We start from the raw sequence: 23,383 nt of genomic DNA on the forward strand, positions 1-23,383 counted from the left end.
AGTGAGAGTTTAGCAAAATTAATCCACTTAAGTGCCTGGTTCTCTAGGAACAATCTGCATTTTGGGAATTTGCGTAATCCGCTCATAAAGATGTTCTGCAGCGACTGTGTTCGCCTCTGAGGTGAGATGAATCGGGTTAACGAACGCTTGGTTTGGAAAGTCGCTATAGATGGGGTAAAGATTGACGCTAGCGACATTATTGGGAAAGATTTGTTCGAGTTGAGCATTGGCTCTTCTCAGTTCAGTGTAGGCATTCTGGACTTCTTGGATATATTCTTTCCCGAGTTCATTGATAATTTCTTGTTCTTGGCGGGGCAAGTTATCTAAGTTCCGTCCTGTAATTTCTGGTTGTACGGCACTAATCAGAGGAACACCAGCACCAGCAGTGAGGCGTACCATTTGCAGATTATTCTGACGATACCGTTTGACTCGTTCCACTAATTCGCTCGGTTGTTGGGGAAGATAGGAGGCGAGAGGTTGAGTGGGGTTGTGATTGAGGACAAGGGTATTTTTCGTGGTGGGAACGGCTGGTGTTTCCATGTAGGCGGTTGCCAGTTGCACTAAATCACTATTTTGTCCCCAGTGATTCAGGGGTTTCCGCAAATAAGCCCGAAAGTGTTTTGGTGCATTGCTGAGATAGGTTTCAATCAGGGGAATTTCAGCAAAAGATTTGTCGCTGGAGAGCATTAAGTCTTTATAGCCTCCCATGACAATGATTAAGTCAGGGTCATAGGCAAGAATTTTAAGAGCCAGTTGCGCCAGTTGATTCCCAGAGGCATAACCAGGCACCGCAGCGTTAATGACTTGATAGTTTCCTTCCCGTAAACGGGGGGTTTTTTCCAAGAGACGAATCCGATCTGGTTCATAAAAAGGCAACACTTGCGGTTGGTATTGGTTGGGTGCGGTGCGTTGTTGTTCAACTCGCTGATTGAGACGTTGTTCTAGTTTTTGCGCGATCGTATCTTGGTTACTGTTATTGCGATAGCCAAAGGCACTCGCTCCCCCTAAAATAAAGACTCGGATTTCATCGCTGGGTTTATTTTGAGGAATGGAAACGGTTTCTCGCCATCCTTGTTCGTTGATTTGCCAGAATTGACTTTCTTGGTTGGGAAGGAGTTGATATCCGGCAATGGGATGACGTTCTACTTTTAAAAGCCCGCCTTCTGGTAAGCCCTCAATGGGTTGATTATTGGTCAAAAACTTTAATTGGTAGGCTTGAGACAGAGCCGAGTTGTCTTGCTGACTCATCAGACGTGGGGGTTTCCCAGTAAAACTAAAGAAGAGTCGAACACATACTTCTAAGACGATGACCAATAAGGGAATGGAAAGGAGAATCCAGAGGGGAGAGATTCGTTGCTGACGGGGTTGTTTTTTACCAACATACAGTTTTCGACGAGACTTAAACATAGGAGTGCCAAGGAATAAACGGACTTAGGTTTGTGGGAGGTTGGAGGAGGCACTGGGAGAAGACCGAGATTTGAGCAATAAACCCATGTAAACGATAATAATGATCGCGATCGCGCCCCAACCCAAGGGTTCTGGTAACCAGAAGACCACTTCAATCTGATTATTTTCTCCAGGTTGTAAATACCAGATCGTTTCTGTGCCGGTTTGTTTCACAAGAGATTGATTTTCCCCCGCTTCTGGGCTGATCATCTTCATTCCCCAAGGGGTTTGGCAGCGAAACTCTAAATCTAACAGAGAACTCGCTCCCACTAACAACGAATTTTCTCCTTTGATTGTTCCCAACGCAGTTAAATCAATATTGAGCTTGAAATGGGTGCGTTGAAACAGAATGAAGTTATTTTGGTCGGTTGTGAGTTGAGAATCAAGTTGCACTAACTGACTCGGTGCTTGGGTAACGGTGGTGTTTTTCGGATTAAAAAACTGATTAAATTTGGTTTCTAGTTCTTGGGCGTTGGCGAAGGGAATGGTCAGTTCTACCGCTTGCGGTGAGAGACGCTGGGTTTGGCCTCCTAATTGGCGCGATCGCGCTTGCAAACTTCCTAACCAGTCTTCCACATCCGCTTGACTAAAGTTGGTTAATTGTTGACCTAATTCAATATGCTGAACAATTTCACCGCGATGTAATCCGTAAAAGTTAATTCCCACATCGTAGTGAACACAGCCCGAGAGCAACAGAGGGAGTACCAAAAGTAATAAGCGTTTCCAAGCAGAATTGATCATAAGGCAGCAGCGACATATTGATAAAACAGGTTGTTTCTTTGAGAACGGCGATGACCTCAGCGCGGAATTCAGCTTCCCGACAATTTGTCAAGTTAAGTTAAAATCTTGTCTGCACTTTTCACAAGAATTGATCAGGTTTCACCGTTTTCGCTCTTGTAGTTTTTTGTAAACGGCTTTGAGATCGACGTTATGGTAAGACATTGCAACTAAAGTATGATAAAGCAGATCGGCTACTTCTGACGCGATCGCGCTTTCATCATCATCTTTACACGCCATCACCACTTCTGAGGCTTCTTCACCAATTTTCTTGAGAATTTTATTATCCCCCCCTGCCATCAGTTTACAGGTATAGGAATCAGGATTGGGGTGATCGCGACGGTCAGAGATCACTTCATATAGCCCTGATAGCGTATCTGCTGGCGGTGCTGCTTTACTCCCATCCACTTGATGGAAACAGGATCGTTCTCCCGTATGACAAGCAATCTCTCCAACTTGTTCGACCGTAATCAAAAGCGTATCACTATCACAGTCGTAGCGCATTGCCTTCACATTTTGCAAGTGTCCCGAAGTTTCTCCTTTATGCCATAATTCTTGGCGCGATCGACTCCAAAACCAAGTTTCTCCTGTGTCTAAGGTTTTCTGCAAGGAGGTTTCATTCATCCACGCCATCATCAAAACTGTACCATCCAAATAATCTTGGATAATAGCGGGAACTAATCCTTGTTCGTTGTAGCAGATTTGATCAACAGGAATGGCTTGGGAAAAATCAGTCATCGTTGCTAGTTGGGAGTTTTGCAGTGAAATTATAGCATTGACCTGAAAATTATTTCTCAACTGAAGATGCGATAATCCTTAAGGACGTAAATAACAATTGACTTATGGATTTAAAATCATTAATTCGCGATATTCCCGACTTTCCGAAGCCAGGCATTGTTTTTCGCGATATTACGACTTTACTGCGCGATCGCGCGGGACTTCGCTACACTGTAGAAACCTTTGAAAGTAAATTCCGATCCGCAAACCTGATTCCAGATTATGTGATTGGTATTGAATCCCGAGGCTTTTTATTTGGTCCGACTCTCGCCTATCAATTTGGGGCGGGTTTTGTTCCCGTGCGTAAACCTGGAAAACTTCCTGCTGCGGTGCATAGTATTGAATATGATTTAGAATATGGTACAGATAAGCTAGAAATGCACCAAGATGCCCTCCCTGCGAACTCGAAAGTGATTATTGTTGATGATTTAATTGCCACAGGGGGAACAGCCAAAGCAACAGCAGACTTGATCGACAAAATTGGCTGCGAACTCCTCGGCTTCGGATTTGTTATTGAACTGAAAGGCTTAGAGGGGCGGAAAAAACTTCCTGAAGTTCCACTGATTACACTAGTTGACTATTAGTTTTGAAAAGGGGGAAAGGAACAAAAAACCAATTCTTCCCCTTTTCTGAGCTAATTTCGTTTCTGAACTGGTCACTATCAAATTCCCGTTCCGTGGAGAAATTCTTGAATCTCGCGATCTTCAATTCGACATTGAGGAGATTTTTCTTGGGAATCTGTTGCAGAGACGACAGAAGCAGTCCAAGTTTGTTGACGTTGCAAGGTTTGGACTTCCTGTTCTAGGGATTCAATGCGATCCACTAACGCCCGAATCACATTCGCTTCTGAGTCAGGGAGACTACCGTGTTCTAATGGGTCAACACGAGTTCCCGAACGATAAACGACGCGACCTGGTACGCCAACAACGGTGCAGTTGGAAGGGACATCACGTAGCACAACTGATCCTGCTCCGATGCGAACATTGTTCCCAATCTGAAGATTACCGAGAACTTTTGCACCCGCACCAACTACCACATTTTCGCCAAGGGTAGGATGACGCTTACCACTTTCTTTTCCTGTCCCCCCAAGGGTTACGCCTTGATAAATCAGCGCATAATCACCAATAATCGTTGTTTCCCCAATCACGACTCCCATTCCGTGGTCGATGAATACCCCCTTTCCCATTTGTGCACCGGGGTGAATTTCAATTCCTGTAATAAAACGAGATAATTGGGAAATGAGACGTGGAATTAAAGGTAGCCCGATGCGATAAAGCCAATGGGCAAACCGATGAGATAAGATGGCTTGTAAACCTGGGTAACAAGTGATAACTTCTAGCCAGTTGCGAGCAGCAGGATCGCGCTCGAAGATAATCCGAAAGTCTGCGGTGAGCGTAGATAGCACAGGTCTTCCTAAAATTTCGGTCTAATAGATCACTAAATATTCTATCGTTTCTTGTTCTATGTGAAAATCTTTCTTTTGTTTGAATGTTGTCAGTGTCATGCGTTCGTTGTTCTTCGAGACTTAACTCTAACTTTTACACTCGAACTCAATCAGAAATATATCCCTTATGTTTAAAATACTGACGTTCTTCTTAGGTCTAGTCTTGCTGAGTTATTACATGACTAATACTGTAATTTTCTTCCCTTTAGACTTATTTAGAGGTCTGAATGATGCTTTTGGTTACATCGTACTGACTTTTGGTATTGGGTTAACCATTTGGCTAATGGGAGATTAATCTCTGTTGAAACGGAGAGGGAGGGATTCGAACCCTCGAGGAGGCGTGAACCCCCTAACGCCTTAGCAGGGCGCCGCTTTCAACCACTCAGCCACCTCTCCAAGGTCTTCTCTTACAATTAGACAGACAATTTCTAATTGTAGCGGTTTAGTTTCTCCTTGTCAAAGAAATCAAGATTTAATTTTGTGAGCAGTGCGTAAAATTTGCCCCGCAAGGATTGCAGCACCGAAGCCATTATCAATATTAACAACGCCAATCCCCGCAGCACAAGAGTTTAACATGGTCAGTAACGGCGCGATCCCTTCAAAACTTGCGCCATAGCCAATGCTGGTGGGAACTGCAATCACTGGACAATCCACCATTCCCGCGACCACACTGGGGAGTGCGCCCTCCATTCCGGCGACCACAATCAGAACATTCACTTGACTTAAAAGTTCGCGATGACTGAGTAAGCGGTGAATTCCAGCGACACCCACATCCCACAAACGATTGACATTAAAGCCACACAATTCGGCGGTGAGGGCTGCTTCTTCGGCGACGGGAATATCCGCAGTTCCTGCGGTTAAAACGCCAATCTTTCCCGCTTGCGGGGGGGGAGAAGCGGTTTCAAGGACACAAATGCGAGGGAGGGGATGGTATTTGACCTCTCGGATCTGGCTTTTGATTTGACGAAACACGGGGGGATCAACCCGAGTTGCCATAATAACAGAAGCGGGATAATTCTCAGCGAAATGATTCGTTTGATCCCGCATCTTTATCATAATTTGTGCAATTTGATCTGGCGTTTTCCCTGGCCCCCAAATCACTTCTGGAAATCCTGTTCTTAACGCCCGATGATGATCCACTTTTGCAAAATCAGCAATGGGTTCAAAAGCCAGATGTTTCAGTTTTTCTTGTGCCGTTTCTGGGGAAATTTCCCCTCTAGCGACAGCATTTAAAAGCGTATTTAAGGCTTGCGCTTCCATTAATTATTCCTGACTAATTCTTAACTCTTCAATATTCCAGAATGTTCCGCCGAGTGCAGAATATTCGACTCCTTCAACGCGATCGCGCACCGCAGCTAAAGATAGAGGATTCACTAAATAAATATAGGGTAAATGTTCCTGTACAATATCTTGGGCTTCTGCGTAAAGTGCTTTTCGTTTGCTTTCATCTAACTCTCTCGATGCTTCAATATAAAGGGCTTCAATCTCTTTTTCCCATTGTCTCACTTTTCGATTTTCCACAGGTGTTGTTCCCTGTCGCGCGGATTGATTAAAGGTATGTAAATTGCCATCCGTTCGCCATAAATTAATCCCAAAATGGGGTTCATTCCCTCCTGTAAATCCTAATAAATGACATTCCCAATCGAGAGAATTAGAAAGTTTATCCACTAAGACATTAAACTGAATCGGTGTAAAATCAACCGTAATTCCGATTTTAGCTAAATCTTGTTTGATTTGGGCTCCCATTGCTTCCCTGCTTTTATTCCCTGCATTAGTAATTAATGTAAAGCGAACTTGGTTTCCATCCTCGTCTAATAAGTTTCCTTCGTTATTATATTGGAAGCCAGCATCTAAGAGTAATTGTTTTGCTTTTTCTGGATCGTAACCATAGCTTTTAACATCTTCCTCGTAATAAGGAGATTGTACCGAAATCGGTGAATTTTGCAGTTCCCCTAACCCCCGAAATAAATTATTAATCATCTGTTGGCGATTGATTCCATAGGCGACTGCTTTTCTAAATTCCAGACTATTAAACCAACGAGACTTAATGGGATCAACTAAGGGTTCACCGTTGCGAGTTCCCGTATTTAAGTTAAACCCAATAAAGGTCGTTCCGTATTGAGGACCGCCATTATAAATCGTAAAGTTTCCTCGGTCTTCTTCTTGTTTCAATAAAGAAAAATAGTCAGGAGTGACCCCAATAGAATCTAATCCACCTGATCGAAATTGTAATAAAGCCGTATCTTGATTTTCTACAATCTGCCAAATTACACGATCAATATAAGGTAATTGATTTCCTTGTTCATCTTTTTCCCAATAAAAGGGATTTTTCTCAAAGATAACGCGCTCACTGGTGGAATATCCAGCTAACTGATAACGACCATTGACGACAATATCTTGAGGCGGAGTATCTACGCCCCATTTTGATAAGAAAAGCGGTGTTCCCTCTGCATCTGTTTTTTGTACCGAGTCAATCAAAGCGTGTTTCGGCATAATTGAAATACTGGTACTTTGTAAGAACGGCGCGAACGGTTCAGGAACAGTAAATTTAACCGTTTGACGATCTACTTTTTCCACCGTAGGAAATTCACCACTCTCGCCAATTCTTAAGCTATCTCTTGTATTATTGGGAATTTTAGGATTAAGAATTAAGTCATTATAAGTAAAGACCACATCATCTGCTGTTAACGGTTCACCATCTGACCATTTTAAGTTTTCTTTGAGTCTAAAAGTAATTTCTTTTTTATTCTCAGAAATTTCCCAAGATTTCGCCAAAGCAGGCTTGATTTCTCCTGTCAGTGGGTTTTGTTCAACTAAGCCTTCATAGGTTAAACCAAAAACATTCGGTGACTCTTGAGAGAGAACCGCATTAAACGTTTTTGGATCACTTAAAATAGATTGAACAACTTGCGGAACATCGGCTGCAGTGCTTTCAATAATTGCAGGGTTACAGGCGGTCAGTAAGCTAGCAAGAAAAGCAAAAACAAGAGAAATGAGAAAACGAGTTTGATGTTTCAAGAACATTTTTGATTTCCTATTTAATCAGAATTGGTCTTCCTAGAAATAATGGCGCGATCAATCATTTTGCCATCTTTATTAATCCCACGGATTGCCATTTGGTCCGCATAGACATCATAACTAGCAAAACTCAGTTGACTGGTAGCATAATCTGTCCAATCTGATTCTCCCACAGGACGTAATTTTGCCCCTGCACCACAGGTTAAATAAGTTGTGCCATTAATGGGTTGGGTTCGTTCATAATGATGTTCGTGACCATTAATATAAAGTTGAACATTATAGTGTTTAAATAATGGAGTCAGTTGCGACACTAAACGCTGATTTGTCCCATAAACCCCAGAAGAATAAATATTATGATGTCCAAAGACAATTTTCCAAGGTGCGCTAGACTGACTTAGCTGTTCATCTAACCATTCCAGTTGCTGATCCCAGTCTGCATTGCGATTGGTATCTAAGGCAAAAAATTGGACAATTGAGCGCTTGAAAGTGTAGTATCTATCCTGCATATTAAAATAAGGATATTCCAATTGTTGCGTCCCATTTTTGGTGCGAATATCATGATTCCCTAAACAGGCATAAAATTTAACCCCTTGTTGTAAAAGAGGCTGATACGGACGCTCAAAAACGGTTTGTATTTTCTCCATTTCGCCATTATTATAGATATTATCTCCGGCTAAAATAGCAAGGGGGAACGGAGAACGACGATAAAATTTTGTCATTGCTTTTGCCACTGCATATTGTCCATTATTCCCTGTTCCCGTATCAGCCAGGGAGACAAAACGTAACCTCGGTTCGCCTTCGGGAAGACTTAATTCAGGATTACCCAATAAATCTGCACTTCCTTGGGCGTTCGCTTGATCGAAGCTAGAAAGTTGAGTGGCGATGATCCCACCAATACCAGTTATTCCCAACAGGGTAAGCAGTTCACGTCGTTTCATAAGTGAGTTTGTTGGTTTGCTGTTTCGATTTTAATGCAGAGAAAGGCTTGTCGAGAGAGTAGAGAAGGTTTAACTTTAAAAAGTAAACAGAGCAGCAGTGGCTAATTAAGAACAAATAACCACGAACGAAAATATGGATATTATTCCAGCAATTGATTTATTAGAGGGAAAATGTGTTCGTCTCTATCAGGGCGATTATAATCAAGTGGAGGTCTTCAGCGATCGCGCTGTAGAAATGGCAAAGCAGTGGGAGGAACAAGGGGCAACTCGTTTGCATCTAGTGGATTTAGATGGGGCAAAAGCGGGAAAACCGATGAATCAAAGCACCATTGCTGAAATTGTAGAAACGGTTTCTGTTCCTGTGCAAGTCGGGGGAGGATTGCGCGATCGCGCGAGTATTGCTGAACTGTTATCATTAGGGGTAAGTAATGCCATTGTAGGAACCATTGCCGTTGAACAACCCGAACTCGTACAAGCCCTCTGTCAAGAATTTCCCCAACAGATCACCATTGGCATTGATGCCCGTAACGGAAAAGTAGCAACCCGTGGCTGGTTAGAGACTTCAGAAATCAGGGCGAAAGACTTAGCGCAACAAATGGCAAATCAGGGCGCAGCAGCGATTATCTACACAGATATTCACCGCGATGGAACGCTAACAGGTCCGAATTTAGAAGCATTGCGAGATTTAGCGGAAAATGTGTCGATTCCTGTGATTGCTTCAGGAGGAATGAGTTCAATTACAGATTTACTCAGTTTACTCTCACTTGAACCCATTGGCGTAACCGGTGCAATTTTAGGACGCGCCCTTTATGCGAATAAAATTGATTTGAGAGAAGCGGTACAAGCGGTTGGAAATGGGCGGTTACAAGATGTTCCTCCAAATGGCGATTTTCCCACATTTGCTTAATGCTTTTTTCCCTTATAGCAATATGATCTCATTTGTAAAAACTAGCTCAACATTACGATCCCCCCCACCCCCTTACCTAACGGGGGAATTAAAGGGGGATTGCTGGGGGGTATAACTGATTTAGGATTGCTATAGTTTGAGAAGGGAGTAAATGGCTTAAAAAATTCCTTCATAAATGTCAGCGAGGGTGATTTTAGTTCCCAGTGATTCTAATGGGATTTCTTCTGTCAATTCTTCCAAAATCTGTAAATTCCATTGCTTCTCATTTCCTCGTTGATAAAGCATCACCAAACATTTTTTCTGATCCACTAATACATAGTCTTGAAGCATTTCTAAACTGCGATAAAAACCAAATTTTCGCCCTTGATCATAATCTCGTGTTGACTCAGATAAAACTTCAATAATCACCACAGGATTGGTTACAGTCGTTTGAGTATTTTCATAATAAATGGGGTCACCGTCAAGAATCATTAAATCAGGATAAGTGAAAACCTCGCTGGCTGGAATCCATAAACGCACATTTTCCATGTAAACAGGTGCATTTTTGCCTTTCAGTCCTAACCTTAAAGTAATATAAATATTACCTGTAATCAAATTATGTCGAGTTGTTCCTCCAGCCATGGGGATAATTTCTCCATTAATAAATTCGTGGCGAATCTGAGCGTCTGATTCCCACTCTAAATATTCTTGGGGGGTATAAACGTTTTGCGTTAATTGAGTCACCATAATTGCATCTCAAATTCTTCACTATTTCTACAGATGATCGGAATTAAGGAATGCGTTCTCTAATTCTTACCAAGCAACTCAGTAGATGTTATGCTTCCCACAGTATATCCCTACCTTTATAAGTCATTACTGACCACTGCTACTGCTGTTCTAGATAACAAAGAACCAAGAACCAAGAACCAAGAACCAAGAACAAAAATTAAGAATGTACTTGACTAATCCGATCATTACTATATACTATGCTAATTGATTTTTGGTTAAAAACCAGTGGCACTTGGATTAATATCTTAACCGTTATTATTGGAACTATTATCGGACTTTCTCTAAAACAAAAACTTCCAGCAAAAATTAAGACCATTATTCCCCAAGGAATTGGTTTACTAACCCTTTGGTTAGGGTTTTCGATGGCGGGAGAACTGTCTCAAGTTCAAGTGGGAAACTTTCCAGGAGTGATTGTAGGGTTAATGTCTATTATTATTGGTGGTGCGTTAGGGGAATGGTGGTGTATTGAAGAAAGATTAAATGGAATTGGGGATTGGTTAAAATATCAGTTTCGTTCTTCGGGACAGTTTACAGAAGGATTTGTTGCAACCAGTATTTTATTTTGTGTGGGACCCGTTGCCTTAGTGGGAAGTATTAATAATGGTTTATTAGGGGATAATACATTATTGCTTTTGAAAGCAATTATGGATGGAATTTCTTCGATTCCTTTTGCGAGTCGCTATGGAATTGGGGTTGGTTTTTCGGTACTCGTGATTTTAGTGTATCAAGGGGGAATTTCGTTACTCGCTGGATTATTCGCTGCTAATTTAGATAATCCAGCGAATCATCCTTTAATTTTATTAATTACGGGAATTGGGGGATTAATGATTCTCGGAATTGGCTTAAATTTATTGGAAATTGCAAAAGTGAGAGTGGCTGCTTTTTTGCCTGCTTTATTGATTGCACCTCTTTTTTACGGGTTACTTCAATTATTATCTTACAAGTAGAAGTTTTAGAGAGAAGATTTATTAAAGATTTCTATAAATATCGCTGCGATGATCTGTCGATCTAGTTTAATCGCGTATAGAGACATTTGCGGTCTCTAAACTATCGAAAAAATCATCATAATCAACATAATTATCATCTTCAACCGTGTCTAAACGGAAATCTCCTTCTTTGATATCAATCTGATCTTCAGCATCTTCAATTAATTTCAAAAAAAGCTGATAGTCTTGCTCAGAGATTAAATATAAAGAGTTTTGGTCTGAACGTTGGATCAGGGTTGGCTCAGAATCAGGTTTAATTTCTTCTAAAAGTTCTACTAACTTTTCTCTAATTTGTTCTGAAGCAAGATTAATCATAGTTTTTGCTATTCCTACTTTCCGACTACATGAGAGACCGTAGGGTGGGCAATGCCCACCCTACAAAGTGTAACTTGATGGACGAGTATTATTAGCCAGATCTGCTATAGCAGCTTTAATCTGTTGTACTTTATCTGATGGAATTGAGCGCAAATCTTTTTTAATTTGTCGAGCTAGTTTCTATCAAGTTTGGGGGATCGGTTATAATCCGTGTTGGGTTTCGCTATCCTCTACCCAACCTACCTTTGATCTGGGTTTGATCTCTTATCAATTGATACAAATTAGATAACCACAAAGACCGTGGGGTGGGCATTGCCCACCCTACAAAGTGTAACTGTTGTACTTTATCTGATGGAATTGAGCGCAAATCTTTTTAATGTGTCGAGCTAGTTTATGTCAAGTTTGGGGGATCGGTTATAATCCGTGTTGGGTTTCGCTATCCTCTACCCAACCTACCTTTGATCTGGGTTTGATCTCTTATCAAGAGATACAAATTAAATAACCACAAAGACACGAAGAACATAAAGAGTTTTTTTAAAGAGGAAACCGAATTTTTATGCAAAAACCAAATATTAAACTGATTCAAAACTCAAAAGGAAGTAATCAGGCTTTAGTCTATTGTAATGGATATACTATGAAACATAATAATAACTCTCAGCTTTGGTGTCACTACCTCAGAAAAGCTCATTGGAATGGTACAATTTATCAACTTTGGTGGGATAGTGGGAGTTCGTTGGGAAGAAAATATGCAATGTCTCCTTTAGGAAATATTCCCATGTTCAATGAAGTGGCTCATGCTTATCCTCATTGGAAAATGGTTGTTAAGCGAGCTAAAATTGAACGTTAATCTTATCTGCTCTGTCTCCCACCTCAATCCATCATTTCAACCTTGACAGAACACTAAGTAATAATCCGAGGAAGACGATGTTTAAAACCACATAAAATTTCCCAAGAAATAGTCCCTAACGCTTGCGCCCAATCATCGGCTGTAATTGTTTGGTTTCTTTCTTCTCCAATTAATGTTACTAGATCTCCAGCTTGAACGTTTTCGCAATCGGTTACATCTAGCATTAATTGATCCATGGTAATTGCGCCAATTTGAGAGACTTTTTTTCCTTTTAAAAGCACTTGTAAACGGTTAGAAAGATTACGGGGAACCCCATCGGCATAACCAATTCCCACAACCGCAATGCGACAGGGGCGATCTGTGACAAATTGATGTCCGTAGCTGACTCCAGCACCTGCAGGAAGGTCTTTAATTTGGGTAATCCGAGCTTTTACTTGTAAAGCGGGTTTGAGCGGGGTAATTCCCGCTAATTCGGGAGAAGGAGACAAGCCATAAAGGGCTAAACCGACACGGACTAAATCATAATGAAAATTAGCATCTCGTAGGGTTGCAGCGGAGTTGGCGAGATGGAGACAGGGAGGGGTGAAGTTAATGGTTTTCAGTTGCGCGATCGCGCTATCAAATCGGTTTTGCTGCAACCGCATGAAGGTATCGTCTTTTTCATCGGCTGTGGCTAAATGAGAATAAACACTTTTAATTTCTAATTCTGGATACGCTTGAATCTCAGAGACAAAAGCAACTGCATCTTCCCACAACACCCCTAGACGAGACATTCCTGTATCTAACTTTAAATGGACGGGTAAGGTTTTTCCCATCTCCCGTAAGGTTTCCGCGAAAAAACGCCCTTGTTGCGGGGAACACAAGGTCGGTTCTAAATACCAACGACTGAGGGCTTGAATCTCTTCTACCGTATTAATCGCCCCTAAAACAAGAATCGGTGCTGTAATTTCGGCAAGACGGAGATCAATTCCTTCTTGTAAGGTTGCCACGGCAAACGCATCACCCCCTGCTGCAATCACGGTTTTTGCCACTTTTACCGCACCATGACCATACGCATCTGCTTTCACCACCGCCATCAAGCGGGTGTCTGGGGATAACAATTGTTTGATCGCTTTCACATTATGGGATAAGGCATTTTCATTAATTTCGACCCATGCGCGATCGGTGTTTAAGGATGACTGAGAGTACACCTCAACACCATTTTGACTTAAGACCATGAATCACTCCTCACTCACCAAACCGACAATCCAATATTGTTATAACTTTACCAACTTCACGGCATAACAACTTGTTCTTGAGACAATCTTGCTAACACAGCCTTCTCATAAAAGGAAAGAGTGAACAGTTTCAGTATTTCTAGATACTGGTTAAAGTTTCTTGCATATTTAATTTTCAATGAGTTTCTCTACTAATCTATAGACTCCAGTACCTGTTTGAGTTGGAAGTTCATTAATATCTAACTTTTTTGCATGATTGATTGCGTCTTGAATGTGGGGTTTTAACTTACTCACGTCATAATTGCCTTTATCATATTCTTTTTCCAATAACTTAGTTAACTCTTTTTCACACAATTTAGTCTGAGGAGGTGTTTTAGGAGTTTCCTGATGTAGAAGGAGCCAGAGTTCAAAGGAAGGATTGCTAATTGCACAAAAATAGTTTTCTCTTTTATTACACTGATCAATAATTTCTTGAAGTTGTTCCTTAGTATGCCCATCTGGATGAATTGCATCATGATCTATAACAACCCACAACTCATCTCCTAACTTCGGATCAAGATTCTTTTTATTTGCTTCATTTTGAAGACGTTTCAGAACAGCTTGTGGAGAAGAATCCCCTTTTTTTGTTCGTAGTATTTTGATTTGAACATTTTTTCTATATTCTGGATTTTTAAAGATGTTGAAATATATCTCTTCTGTTTTCTCACCTTCTGTTGCAATTAGGTAAACTTTATTTATTTTTCGTTTTTTAGATTTTCTTGTAAAAGGTCTTTGTTGCTTAGCCATTTAACTTTAATAACTGACTATCACTTAAGATTATTTCTTAACTGGTAATTGTAAAGCACGAATGTTTCCTAAGAAAGGAATTGCTCCATATCTTCCGTAAAGATAATCTTTCCGTATATTTTTACTTTGAGAAGGTTGGAAATCATATAAAGAGTAAAGGTCTGTTGAACCTGTTTCTGGCTTTTTCTCTACAAACCAAATTTCGTCTCGACGTAATAAATCTAAGTCAAGAATGCTAGTTTGATGAGTTGTAACAATTAGTTGACTAGGACGAGTTGAATTAATTTCATCAAGATGCAGTTCAACTATCATACGAGAGAGTTGAGGATGTAAACTACGATCAAACTCATCGACGATAAAAACACGTTCGTCATCTTCTCCTGATAATAACAATTCATATAAAATAGGAGATAAATCTATTAATCTCTGAGTTCCATCAGATTCTTCGTAAAACTCAAATGATACTTTTTCTCTTTGATTAGAAATGGTGTGAATAGGTACTAGTTTTAGAATATGAATTTGCTCATCTTTTTTGATTGCTGCAAATCTAAATTTTGGTGCTTTTACAAAAAAACCATCTGCATCTGATAATCTTTCTTTAATTAATTCTTCTGCATCTTCAGGAAAATCATTGGAATCATCAAGACTAATTTCTTCAGTTTCGATTGATGTAATACCAGTATCAGCATCGCGTAAAATTTTACCAAGAAAATCTTGAAATGTCTCATGCTGATCCATTTGAAGTTCTACAGGAATATATGGTTCCATTGGCTCAATAATAGTAAGAACTCTACGAAACCACTCATAAGCAGGTTGAAAATAACTAATGTTTTGTTCAATACTTTGATTTAGAAAAAGTTGATTTGGTAGTGTTCCTTCTCCGAAGACTTCAAGCAGTAGTTGTGCTTTTTTATCAAGTTTTTTAAAGAATGAACCAAAGTTTAACTTTGCTTTACCATTAGAATCTGTAGTGCGCTCAAATAATTGATGTTCTGAATGACGTGTAAAGTTAATTAACCATTCTTTATAAATAAAGCGTGAGTCAAGTTCAAATCCATACTCATACATTTGCTTTCCTACTTTAAATTCAATTGCAAATTTAGCAGGAAAGTTAAGACAATCTTGGCTTAAACGAAAACGTTGAATAGGAATCATCGCTTTTGGTTTGACTCCTTCTAAAACCATATCTTGAGCAAATTTAATAACTTTTACTAAGTTCGATTTTCCCCCAGCATTCGCCCCATATATGGTAGCAAAGCGATTTAATCTAATATCATTCTTCTTTTTCTTTGGAAAAATATGATGAGCATGATTCCTTTCTGGCGAGGGAATCATACTAAATTCTATTTCCTCTTTGAATGAATATAAATTTTCTGCGCGAAAGCGAATTAACATAATTGGTGAATTATTAAATCAAAAGCCTTTCTTAAATGCAGAGGTATGGCATGGCTAATTAACTTAATTCTGTCACAACTCTTTCTTTAAGTAAAACTTGTTCGGTGAGTAAATCTTCAACGGTAATACGTAACGATCGCTGCTGATCGACCCAAAATTGAATTTTAACGCGATCGCGCCCTGGACTTCCCGCAGGATTTAGATTCGCGATCGTTTTTGCATCTTCATTTAAGGGAATGACACTGGTTTCCGAATCCTCTAACGTACGAGTCACCAGACGATTCCCATCAAAATAAACTTCCGTCCGCCCGCTATTTTCTGACCCCAATTCCCCGATAATCAGTTCAATACTGGGTTGATTTTCCACGGAAGCCCCCAACGTTAATTCTATAGGGGTTGTCATGGGATAGGGTTGTCCCGCTTTAATAATCGGATGCCAACTGTGTTTATTTTCCCGATAATTCCAGTAGCGCACGCCGTAGCTGTGATAGAGAAAATCTTGCAGTTGAAAACCTTGGGCTAATTGTAACGCGCCTGACGCGATCGCGCTGAAGGGACGGTCACATTTAATTTTACTGGGGTCAAAATACTGTTCTAACCATTGTTGCAATGCAGGAATTTGCACAGTTCCCCCCACCAGCAACACAGACTGAATTTCCTCGGTTTCAATCCCATTGCGTCGCCCTTGTTGCAACACTTGGGTCATCAAATCATCCAGTTGCTCAAAAAACTGATTCTCCCGTAAAATTTCCTCAAAGCGATCGCGCTCTAATTTTAATTCCAGGGTGTCTAAGGTCGTCTCATCAAAATAGACTTCTTCCGCTGCTTCTTGCGACGATAACTGCACCTTCAATCGTTCCGCCAACCGTGTGATTAACGCTGACTTTTCAATTCCTTGGGTTTTTGCAAAATAATCCACCAACCAATCATCAATATCGCCACCGCCTAAGTTCGCCCCCGCTTTCCCATACACTCGCGCGGTTTTCACCTTCTGAGAAGACGTTTCCCCTAGTAGCTTTTCTCCCCACTTCAAAATAAAGCCCAAAGGCTGTTTCCCTTCTTCTCCGAGATTAAGTTGAACCAAGGAAAAATCAACGGTTCCGCCACCAAAATCAATGACCAATAAAACATCATCTTGCGTCGTTCCATAGCCTAACGCTGCTGCGGTTGGTTCATCCAGCAAGCGCACTTGTTGGGCGTTGAGATGGGTACAAACTTGCGTTAACCAGTTGCGATAGGCTTCAAAACTATCCACGGGAACCGTTAACACCAGTGACTCGATTTCTGTGTTAGCTTCTTGTTGTAGCTGTTGGGTTAAACCTTCTAAAAACCACTCCCCCGCCTGTTCAAAATCAACCGTTTTTCCATCTAACTCAGGGAGAAACCCTTGAACGGGTGCTGCAATTCCCCGCTTAAAGCCTCGAAAGAAACGGGGATCGGATTTGATATCGAGAGCGCGATCGCGCACCGCTTGACCGACCACAACTTGTTCTTGGCTTGCATCTTCCACATACAGCAAACTCGGAATCAACGGCGGATTATGCGGTAACTGTTGAGAAATTCCTGAAAGGGGAACCACTTCTGCTTGTTCTGTCGTTGCATTCCAACGAGTAATCACCGTGTTACTCGTTCCAAAATCAATCGCGTAGTTTGCGCTTTCCGTCATTGTCCGAGCAGTTTTACGTTTGCCAAGGCTACCAAACTATAAGCCTAACACAGTTCAAAAAACTTTAGGGCAGGCAATGCCCACCCTAAACCGTCTGTTATTTTCTCTGAGAGGTGATCGTATTAGTCTTCATCATCAACCACATCAGAAAACTCCTCATCAGATAGTTGATAATTGCGTGCTGTTTGGTCATCGACCAGACCACCATTACTATTACTTTGAGTCTCCGGCACATCAGACTGGAAAATCATATTTTGAGCCGGATTCGGTTCTTCCTCAATCACAGAGCGTCCTAAGGATTCCTCATGGACACTAAAGCCTGTTCCTGCAGGAATCAACCGTCCAATAATCACATTTTCTTTCAAGCCTCGCAGCCAATCAGACTTCCCTTCAATCGCAGCCTCAGTTAAAACACGGGTGGTTTCTTGGAAACTTGCTGCACTAATGAAGCTATCTGTATTCAGGGAGGCTTTAGTGATTCCTAAGAGATTCGGTTTGTACTCCACAGGTGCGCCCCCAATGATATACATGGTTTCATTATCCTTATGGACTTCCCGCAAATCAGCAAGTTCTCCTGGTAAGCGAATCGTATCACCACCATCTTCGACTTTTACTTTCGAGGTCATCTGACGGACAATGACTTCAATATGCTTATCAGAAATATCAATTCCTTGTGACTGATAAACCCCTTGTACTTCATCCACAAGGAACTGTTGTACTTTTTGCAAACTGAGTAAGGCAGCTTCGTACATTCCTTTTTCTTCCAGATAGTAATCAAAGAAGACTTCTAGAATCTCATGAGGATTCGCTGGGCCATCGGTGAGGGGGGTTCCCACATCCACCCATTGTCCATCGGTGACGAGCATATTTTGTCCCGTACTAATGGGATAATCGCTAATCACCCCATCCGCTTCAATGATTTTCACATCCACGGTTTCATCATCTTTGTATTCCACTTGCGCTGTCCCCGAACGACGGGCTAGAACGCAGGCTTCTCGGGGTTTTCGTGCTTCTAAGAGTTCTTCAATCCGTGGTAACCCTTGCACAATATCCCCTGTTTTCGACCGTTCGTAAATCAAAAGGACAAGGTTATCACCCCGTTGGACAAGACTGCCATTTTCCACATGGAGTACCGCACCGTTAGACACACGATAGGGGCGAGCATTCCGTAAAACAATGGCCTCATCTCTGACCGCAATGACTTTACCCGATTCAGGAGCGACCACATCTCCAGCAAGAGGATGATTAGCAACCACTAAATCCCCTTCCTCCACTTGCGGGGCTTCCGTAATCGGAATTGTGGTTTTGTCTGCTTCTCGCACCACTAGAATCCGACGAATGGCTTCTGCACCTTCCCGAATCCCACGAACTTCTCCTGCTTCTCGGCACTGAATTTCTGTGCGAGCAACAACTTCACCCGAGGGAATTTCTTGTCCATCTTCCACTAAAATCCGTGTTTGCGGACTACCACTGAAAGCATCTCCCTCATTTTCCCGACGAATGGCAAGAGATTCTAAGATCACCATTTGCAAAACATAGGTCTCTTCTTCCTCTTCCCGTTCCAGTAATTCAATATCGACACTAATCGGTAAAGTGTCTTTATTCTCGGTTGTGTCTTCATCCTCAATGTTCAGCACCAGTTGAGTCCGCATCAATTCCAAGCCATTGACCGACTTCACCCGTTCCCCATCTTTATAGAACAGACGCTGGGAGGCTCGGAGTTCAATTTGTACATCTCCCGACTCATTAATCGAAGTTTGGGAAGGAATATCCGGTTGATCAGGAATGGTATATTCAACCACGGGACGCTGGAGAATTGCATTTCCTTCTGGCGTTTCTACATATTGCACATAACGTAACTCATCCGCCGTTAAGCCAGGGATAATTTCTTCTCCTGGGTGTACCAACTGCTCATTGCCACAGGTGGGTTCTTGATCGCTGAGATGAATCTCTCCCGATTTGATGACAATTTCTCGTAAGATGTCATTTTTCTGCACCACTTCTACAACACCGGAAGATTGACAGTACATATTTTCGACAATCTCAGCACCCGCTTCGACATATTCCCCATCTTCCACACGGAGCAAGCCAATGTCTTTATTAATTTCATGGCATTCTTCCGGAATCCAGAGTAGCGTTCCGCCTTGGGTCACTTCATAACCATTTTTCGCTTTACCCCGTTTTTCCACTTCAACACCCGCATATTTGACAATACCACCTGTTTCCGTGTGATAGGTATCATCCATTAATTCCGCGATGACTTCCCCATGTCGGACTTTGCTACCAGGAGTGGTTTTAAGGGCAAAGCGCTGGTTATTTGCAGAATGAATCACATACTGTTCACCACTACCAATGCTGGAACGACGAATTTGGGCTTGATCCAGTTGGACAGAAGCGGTGATGATTTCAATTTCTCGTTTGCCAGTACCCAGACGAACCACGCCTCCTTTACTGGTGACGAGTTTTGTTTCCGCAAGGATATCTCCTGGTTGCACTTGAGAACCGTTTTTGACCACTGGTTCTGCACCTGGCAATAAGTTATACACTTCTCCCGACAGGACCCAGAGTAAGCCACCTCGTTGCGCGGTTCGAGTCATGTTCCCCTGACGGTCGGTTTTTTCCTCAGGAATCAAGTCTTGGAATTCAACTTCCCCTGCTAAGTCCGAAGAAACGTCTTTGGTTGCTTTTTCGGTCGAGCGTTTTTTGGGCGTGGCCACTTCTACAATCAGTTGTCCCGCTTGTACCGTTTCGCCATTATTGACCATAAGCAGAGAACCAGGAGTGACAGGAATTGTTTGTTCGTCTCCCTCTGCTAACTTCACAGAGATTTCCCCAGAAACTTCCACTTGTTCGCGCTCTTCACCGTGACGAGTCCGCACTTTGCGAGTCCGTAGTTTTTTAGGAATAACCACTGTTCCTTCCCCTGGAGAGGTAACTTGTTGGGCAATATCGCCCGTGAAAACCCCTCCCGTGTGGAACGTCCGCATGGTTAACTGCGTTCCAGGTTCACCAATGGATTGTGCTGCAATAATCCCCACAGCTTCCCCTTTATCCACGGGACGACCATGAGCCAAACTCCAGCCATAGCAACACTGACAAACCGATCGCGCTGCTTCACAGGTCAAGGGAGAGCGCACTTTCACTTCTTTAACTGCTGCTGCAATTTTTTCTGCTAACGGCTCATCAATGTGTCTTGCTGTCGTTTTGTACTCACCCGTTGCTGAGTCTTTAACGGGTTCTTGAGTGGGTTTTCCGTTGTGATCAACATATTCTCGACCAGAAACAATCACTTCCCCCGTTTCAGGATCAACCACATCTTCGGCGAGAGTACGACCAAACAAGCGATCGGAAAGGGGAATCAAGGTTCGTTCCCCATCCGTCATGCTAGTTAAGGTAATCCCCCGTTCAGTGCCACAGTCTTCTTCCCGTACAATTACATCTTGGGAAACATCGACTAGACGACGAGTTAAATACCCCGAGTCAGCAGTGCGGAGGGCGGTATCCACTAAACCTTTCCGTGCGCCATAAGAGGAAATAATATATTCAGTAACCGTTAAACCTTCTCGGAAATTGGTTTTAATCGGGAGGTCAATAATTTCCCCTTGCGGATCTGCCATCAAACCCCGCATTCCCACAAGCTGGCGCACCTGAGACAAATTCCCTCTTGCCCCCGATTGCGACATCATATAGACGGAGTTCAGGGGGTCTGTGGCTTGGAAATTGCGGACTACTTCATCTTTCAGCGCTTCGGAGGTAACATTCCAAGTGTCAATTACTTTTTGGAAACGTTCTACTTCTGTAATTTTGCCGATGCGATAGCGTTCTTCCGTATCCGCGATCGTATTTTCTGCCGATTCCAGCATTTCTCGTTTACTGGGAGGCACTTGTAAATCTTCCACACTGATGGAAACCCCAGCTTGAGTGGCGTAACGGAATCCCATGTTTTTGAGTTCATCCGCCATTGTCGAACAGCTAGCACTTCCATAATTAATGAAAGCCCAATGGATTAGTTTTTTCAGTTGCTTTTTATCAACAACTTGGTTCCAGAAGATTTTTTGGGGTTTGTCCTTTGTCATTTGTCCTTTGTCCTTTCTGGTTTGTTCTTCGTCATTTGTGGTTTGTTTTCCCATGACTGATGACTAAGCATTAATCAATGTGCTACCCAACAAAGCATCCTGAATCGTTTTGTTATAAATAATGCGACCTGGAGTGGTGCGGACATATTGGCTAATCATTTCACCTGCAGCATTTTCTTTCACCCGTCGATTGGGATAGAGTTTAATCACGCTACCATCGTCACGCTTTTCTTCTTCTACGGGTTCGGCTTCTGTGGGATCTTTGACTTCACCCTCAAACCGCACCCAGATATAAGCATGGAGTTTTAAGTAACCCTGTTCATAGGCTCGCAAGGCATCTTCTAAACTGGCGTAATACCGTTTATCTTGAGGTTCAACGGTGGGATTGTCAGCCGTGAGATAATAACACCCCAAAACCATATCTTGGGAAGGCGCGACAATGGGTTTTCCCGTTGCTGGGGATAAGATATTATGGCTGGCTAACATCAACAACCGCGCTTCCGATTGAGATTCGAGAGAGAGAGGAACGTGAACCGCCATTTGGTCACCGTCAAAGTCGGCGTTAAACGCAGGACAAACTAACGGGTGCAACTGGATCGCACGTCCTTCCACTAAAATCGGTTCAAAGGCTTGAATCCCTAAACGGTGCAGCGTCGGTGCACGGTTGAGCATTACAGGGTGACCCGCAATCACTTCTTCTAAAACATCCCAAACCGCAGGGTCGTTGCGTTGAATACTTTTCTTGGCCGATTTGATGTTATTGACCACACCGTTGCGAATCAGGCGGTGAATGACAAAGGGCTGGAATAGCTCGATCGCCATCTCTCGTGGTAAGCCACACTGATAAATTTTTAGGTTAGGACCAACAACAATTACCGAACGTCCAGAATAATCCACCCGTTTTCCGAGGAGGTTTTGCCGAAAACGACCTTGCTTCCCTTCAATAATGTCCGAAAGAGATTTTAAGGGACGGTTATTTGCACCGACAACAGTACGCCCCCGACGACCATTATCAATCAGCGCATCTACCGCCTCTTGCAGCATCCGTTTTTCGTTACGGACGATAATTTCTGGGGCAAGAATTTCTTGTAAACGAGCGAGACGATTATTCCGATTAATCACCCGTCGGTACAAGTCATTTAAGTCAGAGGTGGCAAACCGTCCCCCATCCAATTGCACCATCGGTCGCAAATCGGGCGGAATCACGGGAATATAGCTCAGGATCATCCATTCTGGAGAAGACCCAGTGGCGATAAAGTGGTCAATCACCCGTAACCGTTTAATCAGTTTGGCGCGTTTTTGCCCTTTGGCGTTAGCAATTTCTTCCCGTAAGGTTTCTGCTTCTTCTTCTAAGTTGAGGTCTTGCAGCAGACGTTGGATTGCTTCAGCGCCAATACCCACTTCAACCCCCATCAACTCGCTGTCTTCAGCAAACAGTTGGTCTTCAATTTCTAGCCACTGTTCTTCGGTGAGGAGTTGTTTATATTCCAGATTCCCTGCATTCCCCGCTTCCAGAACAACATAGGAGTTAAAGTAAACAATCTGCTCCACATCGCGCAAGGGCATATCTAAAAGGATACTCAAATAGCTGGGAATCCCCTTCAAATACCAAACATGAGTCACTGCTGCTGCCAGTTTAATATACCCCATGCGATGACGGCGCACTCGGGATTCGGTGACTTCCACACCGCAACGTTCGCAAACAATGCCACGATGACGCACACGCTTATATTTCCCGCAGTGGCATTCCCAGTCTTTAGCAGGGCCAAAAATCCGCTCACAAAATAGCCCATCCATTTCTGGTTTGAGAGTCCGATAGTTAATGGTTTCAGGTTTGGTTACTTCTCCAACTACTTGACCATTCGGTAAATTACGCTCTCCCCAATCTCGGATGCGGTCAGGGGAAGCGATGCTAATTTTAACGTAATCAAACTGTTGCTCAGGTTGTTTCGATTGTGTCATGATTTTGTCATTAGGTCACTGGGGAGACGTTCCATGGAACGCCTCTACATTATTCTTG

General features: G+C 42.4%; 17 protein-coding genes, 1 tRNA gene and 1 pseudogene. 4 read left to right on the forward strand and 15 right to left on the reverse strand.

The annotated features are described in order from the left end of the window. Nucleotides 1-27 precede the first annotated feature (27 nt). From PCC7418_RS10390 to hisIE, 3 genes are all read right to left on the reverse strand, one after another. Complete coding sequence (locus PCC7418_RS10390) at nucleotides 28-1,407, reverse strand: SGNH/GDSL hydrolase family protein (protein WP_015226135.1); 1,380 nt, start codon at nucleotides 1,405-1,407, stop codon at nucleotides 28-30. A gap of 24 nt (nucleotides 1,408-1,431) precedes the next feature. Beyond that, entirely contained in the window at nucleotides 1,432-2,187 is a 756-nt protein-coding gene (locus PCC7418_RS10395) for a DUF3153 domain-containing protein (RefSeq protein ID WP_015226136.1), read from the reverse strand. Nucleotides 2,188-2,325: 138 nt separating this feature from the next. After that, nucleotides 2,326-2,961 carry a bifunctional phosphoribosyl-AMP cyclohydrolase/phosphoribosyl-ATP diphosphatase HisIE gene (gene hisIE / locus PCC7418_RS10400; RefSeq protein ID WP_015226137.1) on the reverse strand — a complete coding sequence of 212 codons (636 nt, stop codon included), beginning with the start codon at nucleotides 2,959-2,961 and terminating at the stop codon, nucleotides 2,326-2,328. 104 nt (nucleotides 2,962-3,065) lie between these two features. Here hisIE and PCC7418_RS10405 point away from each other — a divergent pair, with 104 nt between their 5' ends. Then, a complete protein-coding gene (locus PCC7418_RS10405) occupies nucleotides 3,066-3,584 on the forward strand; it encodes an adenine phosphoribosyltransferase (protein ID WP_015226138.1) in 519 nt (172 codons plus the stop codon). A 77-nt stretch (nucleotides 3,585-3,661) separates the two neighbouring features. Here the strand turns inward: PCC7418_RS10405 and cysE are convergent, their stop codons facing one another. The 5 genes from cysE to PCC7418_RS10430 all read right to left on the reverse strand — a co-directional run bounded on the left by cysE (nucleotide 3,662) and on the right by PCC7418_RS10430 (nucleotide 8,400). Then, nucleotides 3,662-4,420, reverse strand: a complete 759-nt coding sequence (gene cysE / locus PCC7418_RS10410; protein ID WP_216086736.1) for a serine O-acetyltransferase — start codon at nucleotides 4,418-4,420, stop codon at nucleotides 3,662-3,664. A 331-nt stretch (nucleotides 4,421-4,751) separates the two neighbouring features. Then, nucleotides 4,752-4,840 (reverse strand) — tRNA-Ser (locus tag PCC7418_RS10415). Between the two features lie 69 nt (nucleotides 4,841-4,909). Then, entirely contained in the window at nucleotides 4,910-5,704 is a 795-nt protein-coding gene (gene larB / locus PCC7418_RS10420) for a nickel pincer cofactor biosynthesis protein LarB (protein ID WP_015226141.1), read from the reverse strand. Between the two features lie 3 nt (nucleotides 5,705-5,707). Beyond that, the gene (locus PCC7418_RS10425) at nucleotides 5,708-7,468 is read right to left on the reverse strand and encodes an ABC transporter substrate-binding protein (RefSeq protein WP_015226142.1); all 1,761 of its coding nucleotides are present in this window, start codon (nucleotides 7,466-7,468) and stop codon (nucleotides 5,708-5,710) included. A gap of 14 nt (nucleotides 7,469-7,482) precedes the next feature. After that, nucleotides 7,483-8,400, reverse strand: coding sequence for a metallophosphoesterase (locus PCC7418_RS10430; protein WP_015226143.1), 918 nt, complete (start codon nucleotides 8,398-8,400; stop codon nucleotides 7,483-7,485). A 133-nt stretch (nucleotides 8,401-8,533) separates the two neighbouring features. On the opposite strand from PCC7418_RS10430, the gene hisA reads away from it, so the two are divergent. Beyond that, complete coding sequence (gene hisA, locus PCC7418_RS10435) at nucleotides 8,534-9,307, forward strand: 1-(5-phosphoribosyl)-5-[(5-phosphoribosylamino)methylideneamino]imidazole-4-carboxamide isomerase (RefSeq protein ID WP_015226144.1); 774 nt, start codon at nucleotides 8,534-8,536, stop codon at nucleotides 9,305-9,307. 156 nt (nucleotides 9,308-9,463) lie between these two features. On the opposite strand, the gene PCC7418_RS10440 is transcribed toward hisA, so the two are convergent. Next, entirely contained in the window at nucleotides 9,464-10,033 is a 570-nt protein-coding gene (locus tag PCC7418_RS10440) for a Uma2 family endonuclease (protein ID WP_015226145.1), read from the reverse strand. 239 nt (nucleotides 10,034-10,272) lie between these two features. Here PCC7418_RS10440 and PCC7418_RS10445 point away from each other — a divergent pair, with 239 nt between their 5' ends. Next, on the forward strand, nucleotides 10,273-11,022 hold the full coding sequence (locus PCC7418_RS10445) for a DUF554 domain-containing protein (RefSeq protein WP_015226146.1): 750 nt from the start codon (nucleotides 10,273-10,275) through the stop codon (nucleotides 11,020-11,022). A gap of 66 nt (nucleotides 11,023-11,088) precedes the next feature. On the opposite strand, the gene PCC7418_RS10450 is transcribed toward PCC7418_RS10445, so the two are convergent. Next, complete coding sequence (locus PCC7418_RS10450; RefSeq protein WP_015226147.1) at nucleotides 11,089-11,376, reverse strand: hypothetical protein; 288 nt, start codon at nucleotides 11,374-11,376, stop codon at nucleotides 11,089-11,091. Between the two features lie 556 nt (nucleotides 11,377-11,932). On the opposite strand from PCC7418_RS10450, the gene PCC7418_RS10455 reads away from it, so the two are divergent. Further along, the gene (locus PCC7418_RS10455) at nucleotides 11,933-12,223 is read left to right on the forward strand and encodes a hypothetical protein (protein WP_015226148.1); all 291 of its coding nucleotides are present in this window, start codon (nucleotides 11,933-11,935) and stop codon (nucleotides 12,221-12,223) included. 53 nt (nucleotides 12,224-12,276) lie between these two features. Here PCC7418_RS10455 and alr read toward each other — a convergent pair whose 3' ends face one another. The 5 genes and pseudogenes from alr to PCC7418_RS10480 all read right to left on the reverse strand — a co-directional run bounded on the left by alr (nucleotide 12,277) and on the right by PCC7418_RS10480 (nucleotide 23,325). After that, nucleotides 12,277-13,440: an alanine racemase gene (alr, locus tag PCC7418_RS10460; protein ID WP_015226149.1), complete on the reverse strand. Its 1,164-nt coding sequence runs from the start codon at nucleotides 13,438-13,440 to the stop codon at nucleotides 12,277-12,279. Nucleotides 13,441-13,608: 168 nt separating this feature from the next. Further along, nucleotides 13,609-14,226 carry an RloB family protein gene (locus PCC7418_RS10465; RefSeq protein WP_015226150.1) on the reverse strand — a complete coding sequence of 206 codons (618 nt, stop codon included), beginning with the start codon at nucleotides 14,224-14,226 and terminating at the stop codon, nucleotides 13,609-13,611. A 30-nt stretch (nucleotides 14,227-14,256) separates the two neighbouring features. Further along, a complete protein-coding gene (locus PCC7418_RS10470) occupies nucleotides 14,257-15,621 on the reverse strand; it encodes an ATP/GTP-binding protein (protein WP_015226151.1) in 1,365 nt (454 codons plus the stop codon). A gap of 58 nt (nucleotides 15,622-15,679) precedes the next feature. Further along, complete coding sequence (locus tag PCC7418_RS10475) at nucleotides 15,680-17,287, reverse strand: Hsp70 family protein (protein WP_015226152.1); 1,608 nt, start codon at nucleotides 17,285-17,287, stop codon at nucleotides 15,680-15,682. Nucleotides 17,288-17,409: 122 nt separating this feature from the next. Further along, a pseudogene (locus PCC7418_RS10480) lies at nucleotides 17,410-23,325 on the reverse strand (DNA-directed RNA polymerase subunit beta'). Nucleotides 23,326-23,383 lie beyond the last annotated feature (58 nt).

The sequence above is a fragment of the Halothece sp. PCC 7418 genome (assembly GCF_000317635.1).
Taxonomy (GTDB): Bacteria; Cyanobacteriota; Cyanobacteriia; order Cyanobacteriales; family Rubidibacteraceae; genus Halothece.

Excerpts from the sequence above, each read along its gene's own strand:
- PCC7418_RS10395 (WP_015226136.1), bottom strand. The coding sequence starts at position 2,187 with ATGATCAATTCTGCTTGGAAACGCTTATTACTTTTGGTACTCCCTCTG.
- PCC7418_RS10390 (WP_015226135.1), bottom strand. The coding sequence starts at position 1,407 with ATGTTTAAGTCTCGTCGAAAACTGTATGTTGGTAAAAAACAACCCCGT.
- PCC7418_RS10405 (WP_015226138.1), top strand. The coding sequence starts at position 3,066 with ATGGATTTAAAATCATTAATTCGCGATATTCCCGACTTTCCGAAGCCA.
- hisA (WP_015226144.1), top strand. The coding sequence starts at position 8,534 with ATGGATATTATTCCAGCAATTGATTTATTAGAGGGAAAATGTGTTCGT.
- PCC7418_RS10445 (WP_015226146.1), top strand. The coding sequence starts at position 10,273 with ATGCTAATTGATTTTTGGTTAAAAACCAGTGGCACTTGGATTAATATC.
- PCC7418_RS10465 (WP_015226150.1), bottom strand. The coding sequence starts at position 14,226 with ATGGCTAAGCAACAAAGACCTTTTACAAGAAAATCTAAAAAACGAAAA.
- PCC7418_RS10430 (WP_015226143.1), bottom strand. The coding sequence starts at position 8,400 with ATGAAACGACGTGAACTGCTTACCCTGTTGGGAATAACTGGTATTGGT.
- PCC7418_RS10425 (WP_015226142.1), bottom strand. The coding sequence starts at position 7,468 with ATGTTCTTGAAACATCAAACTCGTTTTCTCATTTCTCTTGTTTTTGCT.
- PCC7418_RS10440 (WP_015226145.1), bottom strand. The coding sequence starts at position 10,033 with ATGGTGACTCAATTAACGCAAAACGTTTATACCCCCCAAGAATATTTA.
- PCC7418_RS10470 (WP_015226151.1), bottom strand. The coding sequence starts at position 15,621 with ATGTTAATTCGCTTTCGCGCAGAAAATTTATATTCATTCAAAGAGGAA.
- PCC7418_RS10450 (WP_015226147.1), bottom strand. The coding sequence starts at position 11,376 with ATGATTAATCTTGCTTCAGAACAAATTAGAGAAAAGTTAGTAGAACTT.
- PCC7418_RS10455 (WP_015226148.1), top strand. The coding sequence starts at position 11,933 with ATGCAAAAACCAAATATTAAACTGATTCAAAACTCAAAAGGAAGTAAT.
- PCC7418_RS10475 (WP_015226152.1), bottom strand. The coding sequence starts at position 17,287 with ATGACGGAAAGCGCAAACTACGCGATTGATTTTGGAACGAGTAACACG.
- larB (WP_015226141.1), bottom strand. The coding sequence starts at position 5,704 with ATGGAAGCGCAAGCCTTAAATACGCTTTTAAATGCTGTCGCTAGAGGG.
- alr (WP_015226149.1), bottom strand. The coding sequence starts at position 13,440 with ATGGTCTTAAGTCAAAATGGTGTTGAGGTGTACTCTCAGTCATCCTTA.
- hisIE (WP_015226137.1), bottom strand. The coding sequence starts at position 2,961 with ATGACTGATTTTTCCCAAGCCATTCCTGTTGATCAAATCTGCTACAAC.